Annotated in this window: 17 protein-coding genes; 6 read left to right on the plus strand and 11 right to left on the minus strand. The window is 71.6% G+C overall.

The features are described 5' to 3' along the window. Positions 1 to 46: 46 nt before the first annotated feature. From AB0K05_RS10445 to AB0K05_RS10455, 3 genes are all read right to left on the minus strand, one after another. Entirely contained in the window at positions 47 to 1,282 is a 1,236-nt protein-coding gene (locus tag AB0K05_RS10445; protein ID WP_271277790.1) for a DUF4437 domain-containing protein, read from the minus strand. Between the two features lie 105 nt (positions 1,283 to 1,387). Further along, positions 1,388 to 2,941, minus strand: a complete 1,554-nt coding sequence (locus tag AB0K05_RS10450; protein WP_364228361.1) for an AMP-binding protein — start codon at positions 2,939 to 2,941, stop codon at positions 1,388 to 1,390. A gap of 30 nt (positions 2,942 to 2,971) precedes the next feature. Next, positions 2,972 to 3,943 (minus strand): hypothetical protein, encoded by a 972-nt coding sequence (locus AB0K05_RS10455; protein ID WP_364228363.1) that lies wholly within the window; start codon positions 3,941 to 3,943, stop codon positions 2,972 to 2,974. A gap of 117 nt (positions 3,944 to 4,060) precedes the next feature. Between AB0K05_RS10455 and AB0K05_RS10460 the strand changes: the two genes are divergently transcribed. Further along, entirely contained in the window at positions 4,061 to 4,507 is a 447-nt protein-coding gene (locus AB0K05_RS10460; protein WP_219549195.1) for a hypothetical protein, read from the plus strand. A 24-nt stretch (positions 4,508 to 4,531) separates the two neighbouring features. On the opposite strand, the gene AB0K05_RS10465 is transcribed toward AB0K05_RS10460, so the two are convergent. The 7 genes from AB0K05_RS10465 to AB0K05_RS10495 all read right to left on the minus strand — a co-directional run bounded on the left by AB0K05_RS10465 (position 4,532) and on the right by AB0K05_RS10495 (position 10,736). Beyond that, positions 4,532 to 4,981 carry a hypothetical protein gene (locus AB0K05_RS10465; protein ID WP_148033442.1) on the minus strand — a complete coding sequence of 150 codons (450 nt, stop codon included), beginning with the start codon at positions 4,979 to 4,981 and terminating at the stop codon, positions 4,532 to 4,534. Between the two features lie 345 nt (positions 4,982 to 5,326). Continuing rightward, entirely contained in the window at positions 5,327 to 5,968 is a 642-nt protein-coding gene (locus AB0K05_RS10470) for an urease accessory protein UreD (RefSeq protein ID WP_364228366.1), read from the minus strand. Between the two features lie 373 nt (positions 5,969 to 6,341). Then, positions 6,342 to 7,004 (minus strand): urease accessory protein UreG, encoded by a 663-nt coding sequence (ureG, locus tag AB0K05_RS10475; protein ID WP_148033440.1) that lies wholly within the window; start codon positions 7,002 to 7,004, stop codon positions 6,342 to 6,344. A gap of 16 nt (positions 7,005 to 7,020) precedes the next feature. Next, a complete protein-coding gene (locus tag AB0K05_RS10480) occupies positions 7,021 to 7,956 on the minus strand; it encodes an urease accessory UreF family protein (protein ID WP_364228368.1) in 936 nt (311 codons plus the stop codon). A gap of 467 nt (positions 7,957 to 8,423) precedes the next feature. Then, positions 8,424 to 10,133 (minus strand): urease subunit alpha, encoded by a 1,710-nt coding sequence (locus AB0K05_RS10485; protein ID WP_364228370.1) that lies wholly within the window; start codon positions 10,131 to 10,133, stop codon positions 8,424 to 8,426. Then, complete coding sequence (locus tag AB0K05_RS10490; RefSeq protein WP_148033437.1) at positions 10,126 to 10,437, minus strand: urease subunit beta; 312 nt, start codon at positions 10,435 to 10,437, stop codon at positions 10,126 to 10,128. Before AB0K05_RS10490 ends, AB0K05_RS10485 begins: the two co-directional genes overlap by 8 nt. Beyond that, positions 10,434 to 10,736 (minus strand): urease subunit gamma, encoded by a 303-nt coding sequence (locus AB0K05_RS10495; RefSeq protein WP_148033436.1) that lies wholly within the window; start codon positions 10,734 to 10,736, stop codon positions 10,434 to 10,436. The genes AB0K05_RS10490 and AB0K05_RS10495 overlap by 4 nt, the downstream gene beginning before the upstream one ends. 200 nt (positions 10,737 to 10,936) lie before the next feature. Here AB0K05_RS10495 and urtA point away from each other — a divergent pair, with 200 nt between their 5' ends. Genes urtA through urtE form a run of 5 tightly spaced genes read left to right on the plus strand, consistent with a single transcriptional unit; the run spans position 10,937 to position 15,418 of the window. Continuing rightward, positions 10,937 to 12,154, plus strand: a complete 1,218-nt coding sequence (urtA, locus tag AB0K05_RS10500) for an urea ABC transporter substrate-binding protein (protein WP_219549205.1) — start codon at positions 10,937 to 10,939, stop codon at positions 12,152 to 12,154. Then, on the plus strand, positions 12,154 to 13,002 hold the full coding sequence (urtB, locus tag AB0K05_RS10505) for an urea ABC transporter permease subunit UrtB (RefSeq protein WP_148033435.1): 849 nt from the start codon (positions 12,154 to 12,156) through the stop codon (positions 13,000 to 13,002). Before urtA ends, urtB begins: the two co-directional genes overlap by 1 nt. After that, positions 12,999 to 14,018, plus strand: a complete 1,020-nt coding sequence (urtC, locus tag AB0K05_RS10510) for an urea ABC transporter permease subunit UrtC (protein ID WP_271277782.1) — start codon at positions 12,999 to 13,001, stop codon at positions 14,016 to 14,018. The genes urtB and urtC overlap by 4 nt, the downstream gene beginning before the upstream one ends. After that, positions 14,002 to 14,745 (plus strand): urea ABC transporter ATP-binding protein UrtD, encoded by a 744-nt coding sequence (urtD, locus tag AB0K05_RS10515; protein WP_148033433.1) that lies wholly within the window; start codon positions 14,002 to 14,004, stop codon positions 14,743 to 14,745. Before urtC ends, urtD begins: the two co-directional genes overlap by 17 nt. After that, positions 14,729 to 15,418 carry an urea ABC transporter ATP-binding subunit UrtE gene (gene urtE / locus AB0K05_RS10520; protein ID WP_271277781.1) on the plus strand — a complete coding sequence of 230 codons (690 nt, stop codon included), beginning with the start codon at positions 14,729 to 14,731 and terminating at the stop codon, positions 15,416 to 15,418. The genes urtD and urtE overlap by 17 nt, the downstream gene beginning before the upstream one ends. 3 nt (positions 15,419 to 15,421) lie before the next feature. Here urtE and AB0K05_RS10525 read toward each other — a convergent pair whose 3' ends face one another. After that, positions 15,422 to 16,138, minus strand: coding sequence for a Mut7-C RNAse domain-containing protein (locus tag AB0K05_RS10525; RefSeq protein WP_271277780.1), 717 nt, complete (start codon positions 16,136 to 16,138; stop codon positions 15,422 to 15,424). Positions 16,139 to 16,144: the final 6 nt, after the last annotated feature.

The following is a 16,144-nucleotide window of genomic DNA, read 5'->3' on the forward strand; positions in this document are numbered from 1 at the left end:
GCCCCTCGGGACCCGGCCACGGTGATTCATGAGGTGTCAGGCGTGACTACATGCCGTCGCCGTCCCAGCGGCCGCGCGAGCGGCTGCGCACGGGCAGGCTGGAGAGGATCGGCGCGGGGATGGGGTCGCCCTGCTTCCAGACGCGGCCCGCGCCCCAGTTGTGCGCGTGCTCGTCGGTGCGCTGGTCGGGGTGCTCCAGGTCGGCCGGGGCCGCGCCCCAGTCGGCCTCCGGGACCCCGTGGTCGTGGTCATGACTGTGGTCATGGTCATGGTCGTGGTCGCCGTGGCCGCCCTGCAGCCGGGCGGTGTCGAGGGCCTTGGCGATGGCGATCAGGCTGGCGTCGGTGCCGAGGCCGTGCTCCACGACGTCGCCCTCGTCGGCGCCCTGGCTGCGCGCGTACTCCAGCGACGCCCGAAGCATCTCCATGTCCTCGTCGCTGCGCCGGGACTCGCCGCCGAGCTCGTGGGAGGACTGTGACCAGCGCATGGCGCCGCCGCCGGGGCCGTAGTTGATGCCCTCGCCGCCCCAGCGCACCCACTCGTTCTGGGTGTACCAGTTGAACAGCTCGCCGTCGGAGCGCAGCAGCCAGGTCGCACCGCCCTCCATCGAGGTGAAGTGGCCGTGCTTGACCCGCGCCGGGCGGAAGAAGTAGGTGCCGAGGTCCAGGGTGCCGAAGTTGTACTCCATGTGGCCCTGGGTGGTGTACGCCTCCTCGTAGCACGGGTGGTGGGCCAGGCGGTGGTCGGCCCAGCCCTCCTGGGCGTGCACCAGCCGGGTGTAGAAGCCGGTCACCGGGTCGACGTGCAGATACTTGATGAACAGGCCGGGCATCGGGCCGGGGTTCGGCACCGCGTCCCACTGCATGGCGTCGCTGTCGATGACGATGACGTCCTCGCGGGCGTCCGCCCAGCGCGGGGCGGCGAGCGAGTCGACGGCGTCGAAGCCGGCGTCGCCGTACTCGCGGTAGTGCAGGATGCGGGTGCCCTCGGCGAACGTGATCGCGTCGGCCGGCACGCCCTTCGGCGCGTACACGTATCCGCCCTTGCCGATCTGACGGCCGCCGTACGTCATCGAGCCTTCGAGCACGTAGTACTCGGTGTTGGCGTGGTGGATGCCCGGGCCGCGGCCCCAGTCGGTGTGGAAGTCGACCCGCAGCGACGAGGAGCCGTCCTCCTCGTCCACCGACAGGCGTCGCTCGCTGGCCCGTCCTTCCCCGCCGACCAGCTCGGCGCCGTGCCAGACGTAGTCATCTTCTTGGATCAGCTCGACATGCGGGCGCACTTGGTTGTCCTTCCACCGACCGTGAAGCCGATTGTTCCGGTATGCGAAACGTTGTTTCTTCAGTTGATTCGAGAGTAATTGTCTGATGTATTGCGGGTCAAGGGCCTAGGAGGCTCCCGCCTGCGCCTTCAGGTCCCGCTTGACGATCTTGCCGGCCGCGTTCCTGGGCAGCTCGGTGACGACCTGCCACCGCCTGGGGACCTTGTAGCCCGCCAGGCCCGTCCGGCAGTGCGCCTCCAGCTCGGGGAAGAGGCTCTCGGGCGCGGCCTCGACGCCGCGGCGCAGCACGACGTAGGCCATGACCTCCTCGCCCCACCGCTCGGACGGGGAACCGACGACCGCCGCCTCGGCGACCGCCCCGTGCGTGGCCAGCACGTCCTCGATCTCGCGTGGGTAGACGTTCAGGCCGCCCGAGATGATCATGTCCTTCTTGCGGTCCACGACGTGCACGTAGCCCTCCTCGTCCCGGACGACGATGTCGCCGCAGGTCAGGAAGCCGTCCTCGGTCGTGCACGCGGCGGTGGCCGCCGGGTCGTCGTGGTAGCCGTTCATCAGGAAGGGGGAGCGGCTGAACAGCTCGCCCGGCTGGCCGGGGCTGGCCGGCGCACCCGACGGGTCCACCACCCGCAGCTCCGTCATGTACCAGGCGTGGCCCACCGAGCCCGGCTTGCGGTGCTGGTCCACCGGGCGCAGGTTGGTCACGATGCCGGCCTCCGTGGACCCGTACAGCTCGTGCACGCCGCACGCGGGGAACGTCTCCATGACCCACTGCTTCAGCGTCCAGGGCAGCGCGGCGGCGTTGAAGTAGAGCGTGTCGAGGCTGCTCAGGTCGTGGCCGGCGAGCTTGCCGTCGTCCATCGTACGGAGCATCTGCGCGTGGGTCGGCACCAGGAACACCGACCGCGCCCGGTCCCGCTCCACCAGGTGCAGCAGCGCCTCCGGGTCCCATTTGCGGAGCATGGTGACGGTGCCGCCGGTGTAGACCGGGGCGTACCCGAAGGCGAACCCGGCCCCGTGGTACATCGGGGCCACCGCCACCGACACCCGGCCGGCGCCCAGCCCCCACTCCAGTGCCGAGCAGTAGAACGTGAGCGACCGGCTGCGATGACTGATCACCACGCCCTTGGGCCGCCCGGTCGTGCCGGAGGTGTAGGTGATGCAGAACGGGTCGAGCTCGTCCACCCGCACCCCGGGATCGGCCGCGCGGGCCGCGGCCAGCTCCTCCTCGTACGGCCGCCCGGCCTGCGCGCCGTCGATGCACAGCGCCGTCAGCCGCAGCTCCTCGATCGCGTCTCCCACCGTGGCGGCGCACGCGTCGTCCAGGACGATCGCGCGGCTGCCCGAGTGCTCCAGGATGTAGCGGGCCTCGCCCGCCGTGAGCCTCGGGTTCAGCGGGACCATCACCAGGCCCGCCTTGGCGACGCCCGCGGCGATCTCGGGGTACTCCAGCCGGTTGCCGAGCAGCACCGCCACCCGGTCGCCGGTCGTCAGGCCCCGGGCCAGCAGCGCGCACGCCAGGCGGTTGGCGCGCTCGTCGAGCGCGGCGTAGGTGAGGGTGCGTTCCCCGTCGATCACCGCGGTCGCCGAGGGGGTGGCGCGGGCGAACTCGCGCACCCCGCCCGCGATCGACAGGGGGGCGCCTCCACGGAGGACGGGCATGGTCTCTTCCTTACGTCGGAGTGGGGGAAGTCAGCCGCGTGGCTGCCAGAGGGTGACGGCGATGCCGTTCGGGGTGTCGGCGGCGGCCACCAGGGCGCGCCCGTGCAGCGGGTCGTCGGTCCCGGCGGGGGAGGCCGTCACCGTGCCGCCGGTCGCGCGGACGCTCTCCAGCGCGGCCTCCAGGTCCCGGGTCCGCACCGACCAGCCGCTGTGGCCCAGCGAGCGGGCCGGGCGCTGGGTGGCCCGCCGGTCCACGCGGTGCTCGGTGGCGGCGCTGGTGACCTCGATCCTGGCGGTCTTCTCCCCGGCCAGGAACGCCAGCCGCATCTCGGTGCCCGGCGGCAGGCCGGCCACCTCGTCGAAGCCGGGGGCGGAGAAGACCACGTCGTACCAGACGGCCATGCCCAGGCCGTCAGGGCCCCAGAACGCGACCTCGGAGTCGGGGTCGGGCACGTGGCAGACGACGGAGGTCAGCTCGGTGTAGGGGCGCGCGGGGTCGGCGGCCCACGCCTCGGTGCCGCGGACCGCGGCCGGCTGCACGAACACCACGACCGTGCCGTCCGGCGCCGGGCAGACGCCCTGCGTGACCTGCACCTCGCGGTCCCCGACGCTGACGCCGTACGTGGTCGGCGCGGTGGTCCAGACGCGGCCGGAGGCGGCGAAGCCCGCGTGCGCGGCCTCGATGTCGCGGGCATACATGTCGATGCCGACCAGGCCGACGTCGAGGTTGTGCGGCGGCTGTGCGGGGGCGAGCGGCTCCGGCACGCGCACCAGGTGGATCCGCCCGGTGCCGGCCCCGGCCGCGGCCAGCGCCATCACCTCGACGTCCGCGGGGCCCGACCCCCACAGCGGGCCGGCGACCGACCCGGGCACCACGCCCTCGCCGGCCACCTCGTAGCCCAGCACGTCGCGGAAGAGTTCGAGGTGCGGGCCGAAGTCGGTGACGCCGACGATCGCGGCGGTGATCCCCTCGACCAGTGGCTCTCGGTCGTTCTCGGTCACATGCCCTCCGGGGAGCGAGGCTGTTCCTGTTTGCGGAACAGTGTTCCATTTTGGCTAGTTGTCACGCTAAGCTCGCCGCCATCTACCTGTCAACCGCCGCTGTGACCAGGAGGAATCATGCGCGCAGGAGTCCCCGGAATGCCGATCATGGACAAGCACCTCGGAGAGTGGCGTGGGGAGTACATCCACGTCGACGCCGATGGCAAGATCGTCGACCGGCACGCCTCCCACCTGTACTGCAGGATCCCTGAGGACGGCTCGTTCAGCTTCATCCAGACCAACACCTACACCTGGGACGACGGCCGCCAGGAGGTGTTCGACTTCGGCGGGCGCGTGGAGAACGAGATCGCCTACTTCGACACCGAGCGGATCACCGGCGAGATGAGCCAGGTGGACGACCTGACGATCGTGCTGACGTGGTCGTACAAGGACGACCCCGACAACTACCTGTACGAGCTCATCCAGCTGTCCCGCGACGGCAGGCACAAGTGCCGCACCTGGCACTGGATGGACGGCGACCGCCTCGTCAAGCGGACGATCATCTCCGAGACCAAGGTCGCCTGAACCGGCGTCACGTCACACAGGACTTCACACGCGGCGGACCAGCGTCAGGACGGCCAGCAGGACCACCGCGAACGCCGACGCCAGCGCCGCGTACCAGCCGTAGCGGATCACCGGCTCGACCGAGAGCAGCTCGCCCACGTCGAGCGAGACCCGGTCGGCCGGACCGCGCGGGGAGGACACGAACATCACCAGCGCCAGCATCGCCAGCGCCCCCGGCACCGCCGCCACGGCCGCGAGCCTCGGCCGGGCCAGCATCCCGGTGATGCCGCAGCCGATCGCCGCCACCCCGGCGAGCAGGGCGTAGACGCCGAGCAGGTCGTCGATGCCGCGCGTGTCGCTGGTGATCGCGCCGCCGATGATGGCGCTGCTGGCCCGCACCCCCGACCACGGCAGCACCGCGCACAACGCCAGCACCGCCCCGGCCAGCGTGATCCCCGCCGCGTAGCCGCGGCTGCCCGCCCTGGCTTCGGCCACACGATCACGATAAGCTGCGCCGGGCACCCGCACCATCCACCGCCACCCACTCGTCACCGTCAGGCACCATCCCGACCGCCCTCTTCCCGGGCTTCCCTGGAACATCTCCACAATCGGCCCTCGCGGGACGTCGCGGGCGGGTGCGCTCGCGGTCGGCTTTTTGGGGGTCTCTACGGGTGGTCTGCGGCGGGTGCGCTCGCGGTTGCTCTTCTCTGCGGAGCGTCGTGCCCGGGTGTCCTCGTGGCGGGCTTTCTTGGGGTGTGGCCTGTTTGTGAGGTCACTGCGGTTGGGCGTCGTGGGCGGGTGTACTCGTGGGTCCTCCCGGGGTGTCGTGCCTGTGGGTGTTCATCGTGGTCGGCCTTCCTCGGGGGCCTGATCCTGATGTGGGCCGTTGATCACGGCGGACTCGCCCCAGCGCAGCCTGGCGCGCAGTTCGACCGCGTCGGCGGCCAGTGCGGACACCAGCGTGCCCGGCCCGGCCAGGGGCAGCACGGCGACGCCATCCGCCACCACTGCCTCCGGCGGGGCGGCCGGGCCCGTGATGAGCGTCGTGCCCACACAGGCGGCGCCGCCGAAGACGGCGGGGGAGGAGTCCAGCGCCTCATCGCCCACGGTGAACTCCTGCCTCAGCAGCGGCCGCCCGCCGACCGTGGCGTCGAAGCGGGTATGGCAGCGTCCCGGCCGCTCCCCGTACCGCCCGAAGACGATCTCCTCCCGCCACAGCACCCGCGCGCCCGGCGCGAGCTTGAGCCGTACGGACATGCGATGGGAACACCCGGCGGCCAGCACGGTCGGCTCCGGCGTGAACCGGAGCGTCGCCCCCTCGCCCACCACGGCGGTGATGAGCATCGACGACTCGCCCCGCCCCGGCAGGACGAGCGTGCTCGCCACCGACCCCACCTCCAGCGTGGTACCCGCCGCGACGACCAGATCGAGCGCCAGGTCGTCACCCCCCAGAGGCCCGGCCGCCGTGGAGACCAGATGCACGGCAGCCTCCCCGGTCTGCCGCAACGTCAACGGAGGATCGGAACGCAACAACGAGATCACGGTCCCACCCCCCACCGTCCCGCCGCCCCAGCCATCGGACGATCCCGCAGCTCGGCCGTGGGACGAACCCACCACCGTCGGGGGGCGGTCGTGGGGTGTTCCGAACGCCGTCAGGCTGAATCGGTTGTGGGATGGGTTCGCTGTCGGGGTGGGTTGGTCGTGGGACGGTCTCGCCGCGGCCGAGCAGGTGGTTTGGTCAGGAGGTGGTTCCGCCGCCGAGCCGAAGGCTGGATCGTGGAATGGTTCCGGTGTGGCTCGGTGGGTGGACGGTCTGGCTGCCAGGGTCGTGGCGATGGCGGCTCTGGCGCGCATGTCAGGCGTACTCGTGGCGCCAGGACTTGACCTGGTCCGTCACCCAGGCGGCCACCTCGGCCACGGCGGGTTCCTGCCTGACCGAGGTGAACAGCACCGGCCTGCCGCCGCGCACCGCCGCCGCGTCCCGGTCCATGACGCCCAGGTCCGCGCCCACCATCGGGGCCAGGTCCGTCTTGTTGACCACCAGCAGGTCGGCCGCGGTGACGCCGGGACCGCCCTTGCGCGGCACCTTGTCCCCGCCGGACACGTCCAGGACGAAGATCTGCCGGTCGGCCAGCCCTCGGCTGAACGTCGCCGTCAGGTTGTCACCGCCGCTCTCCACGATGACCAGGTCGAGCGGGCCGAAGCGGTGTTCGAGCGTCTCAACGGCGTCCAGGTTGGCGGCGATGTCGTCGCGGATGGCGGTGTGCGGGCAGCAGCCGGTCTCGACGGCGGCGATGCGCTCCTCGTCGAGCACGCCGGCCCTTCGCAGGAAGTCGGCGTCCTCCGTGGTGTAGATGTCGTTGGTCACCACGCCGAGCTGCAGTGACGGACCGAGGGCCCGGCACAGCGCGGCCACCAGGGCCGTCTTGCCGCTGCCGACGGGACCGCCGACCCCGAGCCGCAGCGCCCTGCCGTGGCCGTCGGGGGCGTGATGGTGGTCGTCGTGGTTGGCGCCCATGTCGCGGGGTTCCTCCTTATGAGACGAAAAGTCTGACCGTCGCGTGCGCGTGCCGCTCGGCCAGCAGGTCCAGTCCTGGCGCGGACGGCGCCCCCAGCGCCGCCCATCCGCCCTCCTCCACCCCCGGATCAGCGGAGTATCCGGCCAGCCCGGAACATCCACAGCCTCCTCGCGCCGCACACCCATCCACCTCAGGGACCCCCACCCCGTCCACCTCAGCAGCCCCGAACCCACCGGGTTCGTGAAGCCCGGCCGTGGACGGCTGGAAAGTCCCGATCCCGCCCCGCTCGTGAAGCCCGGCCTCGGCCTGCTGGAGAGTCCCCGTCGCGTCCGGTTCGTGACGAGCGGTCCCGTTCGGCTTGGGGAGCTTGGCATCGGCCGGTTCGGGAGTCTCCATCGCGCCCGGTTTGGGCTGGGTGGTCTCCTGCGGCTGGGGGAGCCTGGAACCCGCAGGTTCGGGAATCTCTGTCGCACCTGGTTCGGGCTGGGTGATGTCGTGCGGCCGGAGGAGCCCGGTGTCGGCCGGTTCGGGAGTCTTCGTCCCAGACGGCTTGGGATGGGTGGTCCCGTTCGGCTTGGGGAACTTGGTTCTGGCTGGTTCGGTGAGGGCGGTCAGGTCGGGTGTGAGGTCGGCGAGGATGCCGTGTACAGCAACCGGATCGAGGCCGAGCAGGCGCACCGCCGCCGTGGCCGGGCCGGTGATCGCGTGGTAGGCCGCCGCCAGTGCGGCGTCCCCGGGTGTGGCTCCCGCCGCGTGCGCCGCCGCGCCGAGAGCGATCGGATGGTGCGGGCTCGGGACCTCCTGGGCCAGCTCGTCGAGCACCGGCGACGGCCACAGTCGCCGCGCCACCCGCAGCAGCAGCCTCCCCTGCAACCGTGCGGCCTCCCGCTGCGCGGGCGACGCCGTCCGTGCATCGGCCTCGGCGTCCAGCAGTTCCCAGGAGAAGTGCACCCCACCGACCGGCGAAACCCCATCTCCCCATACGGTGCCGCTCGCCGAGCAAGGGGATCCCCGCGACAGGCCCTTCCGTACGGTGCCGTTCCCCGAACAAGGGGAGCCGCCCGATGGGACTTCCTTCCGCACAGGGCTGGGGCCGCTGACCGTGGGGTGAGGGCCGGCCTCTCCGCGGACAAGGTCTCTCGGGTGCGAGGGGCATCCCGCAGGAGGGGATCCGTCCGGCGGGCGTGGGACGTCTGGGCGGAATTCACCGCGTACGGGGGAGGCGGCGAAGGTGCAGGCGGCCGTGGCGAGGGTGGCGGCGAGGGCGCCGGCCGTGTGGAGGCGGCCCCGGAGGAACGACGACAGGGACGGGAGGTCGTGGACCAGCCCCAGGGCGACCGCCTGCTCGACCCCGCCGGAGTGGGCGTGGCCGCCGGCCGGGAGGCGGGAGTCGGTGAGGAGGAGGATCGCCGGGTGCATCAGAACAGGAAGTAGCGCTGGGCCAGCGGCAGGGCCGGGGCGGGAGCGGGCTCGACGGGTTCGCCGTCGATGCGTACCTCGAACGTGTCCGGCGCCACGTCGATGCGCGGCAGGGCGTCGTTGAGCGGCATCGCGTCCTTGCCGCGTCTGCGTACGTCCGCCACGGGGACGAGGCGGCGGCGCGTGGCGAGCCGGTCGGCGAGCCCGGTCTCCAGCGCGAGCGGCGCCACGAAGTGCAGCGACGTGGCGGTGGCCGTCACCGGGACGGCGCCGAACATGGGCCGTGGCAGCACCGGCTGCGGCGTCGGGATCGAGGCGTTCGCGTCGCCCATCTGGGCCCAGGCGACCACCCCGCCCTTGAGCACCAGCGTCGGCTTGACCGCGAAGAACGCCGGGTCCCACAGCACCAGGTCGGCCAGCTTGCCCGGCTCCACCGAGCCCAGCTCGGCGTCCAGCCCGTGCGCCACCGCCGGGCAGATCGTGTACTTGGCGACGTAACGGCGGGCCCGCAGGTTGTCGGCGGGGCCGTCGCCGAGCTTGCCCCGGCGGGCCTTCATCACGTGCGCCGTCTGCCAGGTGCGGATCACGGTCTCGCCGATGCGGCCCATGGCCTGCGAGTCGGAGCCGATGATGGAGATCGCGCCGAGGTCGTGCAGGATGTCCTCGGCCGCCATCGTGGTGGGCCTGATCCTCGACTCGGCGAACGCCAGGTCCTCCGGGATGGCCGGGTTGAGGTGGTGGCACACCATGAGCATGTCGAGGTGCTCGTCCAGGGTGTTGACGGTGTGCGGCCGGGTCGGGTTGGTCGACGACGGCAGCACGTTGCCGTGGGAGGCGACGCGGATGATGTCGGGCGCGTGCCCGCCGCCCGCGCCCTCGGTGTGGTAGGCGTGGATCGCCCGGCCGCCGATCGCCGCCAGCGTCGACTCGACGAAGCCGGCCTCGTTCAGCGTGTCGGTGTGGATCGTCACCTGCACGCCCGTCGCGTCGGCCACGGTGAGGCACGCGTCGATGGCGGCGGGCGTGGTGCCCCAGTCCTCGTGCAGCTTGAAGCCGGACGCGCCGGCCTTGAGCTGCTCCAGCAGCCCTTCCGAGCTGACCGTGTTGCCCTTGCCGAGCAGCGCGAAGTTGAGCGGATAGGAGTCGAGCGACTCCAGCATCCGCTCCAGATACCAGGTCGGGGTGACGGTGGTGGCCTTGGTGCCCTCGACGGGGCCGGTGCCGCCGCCGATCACGGTGGTGACGCCCGAGCCGATGGCCTCGTCCAGGATCTGCGGGCAGATGAGGTGCACGTGGGAGTCGACCGCGCCCGCGGTGAGGATCTTGCCGTTGCCGGCCAGGATCTCGGTGGACGGGCCGATGACGATGTCGACGCCGTCCATGGTGTCGGGGTTGCCGGCCTTGCCGATGGCCGTGATGCGGCCGCCGACGACGCCGACGTCGGCCTTGACCACGCCCCAGTGGTCGAGGATCACCGCGCCGGTGATGACCAGGTCGGCGGCGCCCTCGGCGCGGGTGGCCCTGGACTGGCCCATCGACTCGCGGATGACCTTGCCGCCGCCGAACACGGCCTCGTCGCCCGCCCCCGCCGGGCCCATCGAGCGGTCCTCGGTGACCTCGATGAACAGGTCGGTGTCGGCCAGCCGCACGCGGTCGCCGGTGGTCGGGCCGTAGAGCGCGGCGTAGCGGGCGCGGGAGAGCTCAGCCATCGAGCGCCCCCGCCCGCTCGGGCCGCAGCCCCGGCACGATCCGGCGGCCGGCCAGCGGGACCAGCGTGACGTCGCGCGCCACGCCCGGCTCGAACCTGACCGCGGTGCCCGCGGGCACGTCCAGCCGCATCCCCCACGCGGCCTCCCGGTCGAAGTCCAGCCCCGGGTTCACAGCCGCGAAATGGTAGTGGGAGCCGACCTGTACGGGCCGATCCGCGGTGTTCACGACCCGCACCGTCACCCGCGCCCGGCCCGGGTTCAGCGGGATGGCGCCCTCGGGGTGCGCGTACTCGCCCGGGATCACGGGATCGGCCTGTGCACGGTGACGAGCTTGGTGCCGTCGGGGAAGGTGGCCTCGATCTGCACGCTGTCGAGCATCTCCGGTACGCCCTCCATGACCTCGTCCCGGCGCAGCACCGAGCGCCCCGACTCCATCAGCTCGGCCACCGTCCGGCCGTCCCTGGCCCCTTCCATCAGGAACGACGCGATGACCGCGGTGGCCTCCGGGTGGTTGAGCCGCAGGCCGCGAGCCTGGCGGTCACGCGCCACCCCGGCGGCGACGTGGATGAGCAGGCGTTCCTGCTCGTGTGGGGTTAGCCGCATGGCCCGGACCATAGGAACCGGCCGTTTCCCGGGTGTTGCCGGGGCATGTCGTACCGGTTTCCGTTGCCGAGCGGCCCAGATGACGAACACCCGCGTTCCGGTGAGGGCGTGGCAATCGGCAATTAACACGCGGGATCTATCCGTGACACGCGGGGGAGTCACCTTTCTTCCAATGGCAGCTCGGCAGGAAGGAACTGCTGGTGCGAACCCCCCGCGCCCTCGTCTCCGCGCTTCTCCTCACCACCCTCGCGGCCTGCGGGTCGCCGCCGTCCGGGTCCGGCTCCTCCGCCGACGCCCAGGACGAGATCAAGGTCGGCGTCCTCCACTCGCTCAGCGGCACCATGGCCATCAGCGAGGTCACCGTACGGGACGCCGAACTGCTCGCCATCGAGGAGATCAACCAGGCCGGCGGAGTCCTCGGCAAGAAGCTGGTCCCGGTCGTCGAGGACGGCGCGTCCGACTGGCCGACCTTCGCCGAGAAGGCGACCAAGCTGATCAGGCAGGACAAGGTGGCCACCGTGTTCGGCGGCTGGACGTCGGCCAGCCGCAAGGCCATGCTGCCGGTCTTCGAACGTTACAAGTCGCTCCTCTGGTATCCGGTGCAGTACGAAGGCCTGGAGAGCTCCCCGAACATCTTCTACACCGGCGCCACCACCAACCAGCAGATCATCCCCGGCCTCGACTACCTGAAGGAGCAGGGCAAGAAGAAGATCTTCCTGGTCGGCAGCGACTACGTCTTCCCGCGCACCGCCAACAAGATCATCAAAGCGTACGCGGCCGCGAACGGGATGCAGGTGCTCGGCGAGGAGTACACCCCGCTGGGCCACACCGAGTACTCCACCCTCGTCAACAAGGTCGTCCAGGCCGGGCCCGACGCGGTCTTCAACACGCTCAACGGAGACTCCAACGTCGCCTTCTTCAAGCAGCTCAAGAGCGCCGGCGTGAGCGCCGAGGCGATGCCGGTGCTGTCGGTGAGCGTCGCCGAGGAGGAGGTCAAGGGCATCGGCGTGGACAACATCGCCGGCCACCCGGTCGCCTGGAACTACTACCAGACCACCGACACCCCGGCCAACCAGGCGTTCGTCAAGGCGTTCAAGGCCGCGTACGGCGAGGACAAGGTCACCAGCGACCCGATGCAGGCCGGCTACAACGCCGTCCACCTGTGGGCCGAGGCGGTCAAGAAGGCCGGCACGACCGAGGTCGAGGCCGTCAAGAAGGCGGCCGGCGGGATCGCCCTGGAACGCCCCGAGGGCCTGGTCACCATCGACGGCGAGAACCAGCACCTGTACAAGACCGCCCGCATCGGCGTCATCCGGCCCGACGGCCTGATCGAGCAGGTGTGGGACTCCGGCGAGCCGATCAAGCCCGACCCGTACCTCAAGGGGTACTCCTGGGCCGGCGGGCTGGCGGAGGAGTGATGACGGCCGTCGTCAACCAGCTCCCCATCGGGCTGTCCATCGCGGCCGTGCTGCTCCTGGTGGCGCTCGGGCTGACGGTCACGTTCGGCCAGATGGGCGTGATCAACATGGCGCACGGCGAGTTCATCATGGCGGGCGCGTACACCGCCTTCCTGCTCCAGGACCTGCTGCTCGCGCTGCCCGCGGCGTTCGTGGTCGCCGGGCTCATGGGCCTGGCGCTGGAGCGCGGCGCCATCCGCCACTTCTACGGCAGGCCGCTCGACACGCTGCTGCTCACCTGGGGCGTCAGCCTGGTGCTGCAGCAGCTCGCCCGCGACCTGTTCGGCGCGCCGAACGTGCAGGTGCCCGCGCCGTCGTGGCTGTCCGGCGGCATCGGCATCCTCCCGTACAACCGCCTGTTCATCATGGCGCTCGCCGTCGCGGGCGTGGCCGGCATCTGGCTGTACCTCACCCGTACCAAACTGGGACGGCGCACGCAGGCGGTCGTGCAGAACCGGCGGCTGGCCGCCACCAGCGGCATCGACCCCGGCCGGGTCGACATGCTGACCTTCTTCATCGGCTCCGGGCTGGCCGGGCTGGCCGGGGTGGCGCTCACCCTCATCGGCCCCGTCGGGCCCGCGCTCGGCACCTACTACATCGTCGACGCCTTCCTGGTGGTGGTCGCGGGCGGGCTCGGGCAGCTGCGCGGGGCCGTGCTCGCCGCCGTCGGGCTGGGGCTGCTCAACTCGTACGCCGAGTTCTGGTCCGACGCGAGCCTGGCCAAGGTGCTCGTGTTCGCGGCCGTCATCGGCTTCCTGCAGGTGCGGCCGCAAGGGCTGGTCGCCCTGAGATCGAGGGCGCTGACATGATCAAGAGGAACCTGCCGTTCGCCGCCATCGCGGTGATCGCCCTGGTCGCCGCCCCGCTGCTGCTGGAGCCGTTCCGGCTGAGCCTGCTCGCCAAGTACCTCTGCTACGCGATCGTGGCGCTCGGCATCGGGCTGGCCTGGGGGCAGGGCGGCATGCTCACCCTCGGCCAGGGCGTCTTCTTCGGCCTCGGCGGCTACGCGATGGCCATGTACCTCAAGCTCAGCGAGAGCGGCGGCGGCCTGCCCGACTTCATGGTGTGGAGCGGCGTGGAGGAGCTGCCCGCGCTCTGGGCGCCGTTCGCCAATCCGGTGTTCGCGCTGACCATGGCGGTGGCCGGGCCGGTGCTGCTCGCGGTCGTGCTCGGCACGCTGGTCTTCAGGCAGCGGGTACGGGGCGCGTACTTCGCGATCCTCACCCAGGCGCTCGCCGCCGCCATGGTCATCCTGCTCGTCGGGCAGCAAGGGCTGACCGGCGGCACCAACGGCATGACGAACTTCTTCGAGCTGTTCGGCGCCGACCTGGCCGACGACTCCACCCAGCGGATGCTGTACCTGGTGGTCGCGGGCGTGCTCGGGGTGCTCTACCTGGCCACCCGGCAGCTCGTGAACAGCAGGTTCGGCAGGCTGCTGGTCGCCGTCCGCGACGGCGAGGACCGGGTGCGCTTCCTCGGGTACGACCCCGCCCTGATCAAGACCGTCACCTTCGCCGTCTCCGCCGGGCTGGCCGGGCTCGCCGGAGCCCTGTTCGTCCCGGTCGTCGGCATCATCTCGCCCGCCCTGCTCGGCGTCGTCCCGTCCCTGGAACTGGTCGTCGCGGTCGCCGTCGGCGGCCGGCAGGTGCTGGCCGGGGCGGTGCTCGGCGCGGTCGTCATGGGCTACGCCCAGACCACGTTCAGCGAGCAGTTCGCCAACGGCTGGCTCTACCTCCAGGGCGCGCTGTTCATCCTGGTCATGACGCTGGCGCCGAAGGGCATCGCCGGCATTCTGGGGAGGTTGCGCCGTGCTCGAACTGCGTGACGTGCGGGTGGTCTTCGACGGCTTCCACGCCCTCGACGGCGTGGACCTCACCGTCGCCGACGGTGAGCTGCGCTTCCTCATCGGCCCCAACGGCGCCGGCAAGACCACGCTCATCGACGTGATCACCGGCCTGACGAGGCCCGCAGCCGGGCGGGTCAGGTTCGGCGGGTACGACCTGGTCGGCCGGAAGGAGCACCAGATCGTCCGGCTCGGCGTCGGCCGCACCTTCCAGACCTCGGTCGTCTTCGAGGAGCTCACCGTCCTGGAGAACCTCGACCTGGCCGCCTGCTTCAGGAAACCGCTGTGGTCGCTGGCCGGGCGGCGGCGAGGCGTGTCGGACGCCGTCGCGGAGGCGCTGGCCAGGACCGGACTCGAACCGCTCGCCGGCCGTTCAGCCGGCGTTCTCTCCCACGGCCAGCGCCAGTGGCTGGAGATAGGCATGCTGCTGGCACAGCGGCCCCGCCTGCTCCTCCTGGACGAGCCCGTCGCCGGCATGTCCAAGGATGAACGGGACCGTACGGGGCAGTTGCTCACCGAGATCGCCGACGACCACACGGTGATCGTGGTGGAGCACGACATGGAGTTCCTGCGCCGGCACGCCTCGGCCGTGACGGTGCTGCACGAGGGCAGGGTGCTCGTCGAGGGGTCGGTGGAGCAGGTCAGCGCCGACCCGCGGGTGCAGGAGGTCTACCTGGGGAGGAGGCCCAGCGATGCTGTCGGCAAGTGAGCTCGAATCCGGCTACGGCAGGGCCCGGGTGCTGTTCGGCGTCTCGCTCGACGTCGGCCCCGGGCAGCTCGTCTGCGTCATGGGACGCAACGGCGTCGGCAAGACGACGCTGCTCAACACCATCATGGGCGTGCTGCCCGCGACGTCCGGCGCCGTCACCTTCGACGGCCGCGACGTCACCCGGCTGCCCACCCACGAGCGGGCCCGGCTCGGCATGGGGTACGTTCCGCAGGGCCACCAGTGCTTCCCCCAGCTGTCCGTGCTGGGCAACCTGCTGGTGACCATGGAGGCGGCCAGGACCGGCAAGGAGTCCGTCGACTCGGCGCTCGACCTCTTCCCCGGGCTCAAGCCGCTGCTCAAACGCCGGGCCGGGCACCTGTCCGGCGGCCAGCAGCAGCAGCTCGCCATCGCCCGCGTGCTCGTCACCCGGCCCCGGCTGCTCATCCTCGACGAGCCCACCGAGGGCATCCAGCCGTCGATCATCCTGGAGATCGAAGAGGCCATCGAACGCCTGCACGCCTCCGGGCTCGCCGTGCTCCTCGTCGAGCAGTATCTCGACATAGCGGTCCGGCTGGCCGACCGGTTCGTCATCCTCGACGCCGGCCAGGTCGTGCGCACCGGCGACGCCGGGGACCTGCACGGCGAGGACGTCCACCGGCTCCTCGCGGTGTGACCGTCACCCCGCCGCCCACCGGCGGGCCGACTCGACGATCTCGTCCAGCCGCCCGCCGTGGGCGCCGTGCCAGTAGACCTGGCCGCACTCGCGGCACCGCCCGTACGCGTCGTAGTTGCGCTGCGTGCCCGCCTCCAGCAGCGGCGCCACCTCGCCCTTGGACACCGCCACCAGCTCACCGTTGCAGGCCGTGCACCGCGTCCACGGCCGCAGCGGCGGCGCGAACCGTTCCAGCAGGTCACGCAGCTGGTCGTCAGGACGGGACCCGCGCACGTACGCGCCCAGCCACAGCGCCCGGCGGCGCAGCAGCCCGCGGTCCTGGGTGAGCAGCACCCGCCGCTCCGCGTTCGCCTGCGCCACCAGCGACGGGTCGTCCATGTCGTTGTGGTAGGCGGTGTCGAGCCCGAGCAGCCGCAACCGCCTGGCCAGCGTCCCCAGGTGCACGTCCAGCAGGAACCGCTCCTCCGGCAGCGCCTGCGGCCGCGGCACGGCCGCGACCTCCAGCACGTCTCCCGGCCGCGGCACGTACGCCGGCGTCACCGCGCGCCCGCCGGCCGTCATCGGCCCCACCTCGGTCAGCGGGACGCCGGCGGACTCCACGTGGTGACCCAGCGTCGACGACCCGTCGGTGACGATGGGCCGCTGCGGCTCCCGCCGGCTCGCGGGCAGGAACAGCAGCAGCTCCGGGGCGATGCGAAGAAGCGCCGTCCGTTCCGTCACATCACC

The sequence above is a fragment of the Nonomuraea sp. NPDC049486 genome (assembly GCF_040676925.1).
GTDB lineage: Bacteria > Actinomycetota > Actinomycetes > Streptosporangiales > Streptosporangiaceae > Nonomuraea > Nonomuraea ferruginea.

Bases quoted from the DNA above. Each gene is read 5' to 3' on its own strand.
- AB0K05_RS10450 (WP_364228361.1), bottom strand. From the start codon at position 2,941: ATGCCCGTCCTCCGTGGAGGCGCCCCCCTGTCGATCGCGGGCGGGGTG.
- AB0K05_RS10460 (WP_219549195.1), top strand. From the start codon at position 4,061: ATGCGCGCAGGAGTCCCCGGAATGCCGATCATGGACAAGCACCTCGGA.
- ureG (WP_148033440.1), bottom strand. From the start codon at position 7,004: ATGGGCGCCAACCACGACGACCACCATCACGCCCCCGACGGCCACGGC.
- AB0K05_RS10485 (WP_364228370.1), bottom strand. From the start codon at position 10,133: ATGGCTGAGCTCTCCCGCGCCCGCTACGCCGCGCTCTACGGCCCGACC.
- AB0K05_RS10495 (WP_148033436.1), bottom strand. From the start codon at position 10,736: ATGCGGCTAACCCCACACGAGCAGGAACGCCTGCTCATCCACGTCGCC.
- urtB (WP_148033435.1), top strand. From the start codon at position 12,154: ATGACGGCCGTCGTCAACCAGCTCCCCATCGGGCTGTCCATCGCGGCC.
- urtC (WP_271277782.1), top strand. From the start codon at position 12,999: ATGATCAAGAGGAACCTGCCGTTCGCCGCCATCGCGGTGATCGCCCTG.
- urtE (WP_271277781.1), top strand. From the start codon at position 14,729: ATGCTGTCGGCAAGTGAGCTCGAATCCGGCTACGGCAGGGCCCGGGTG.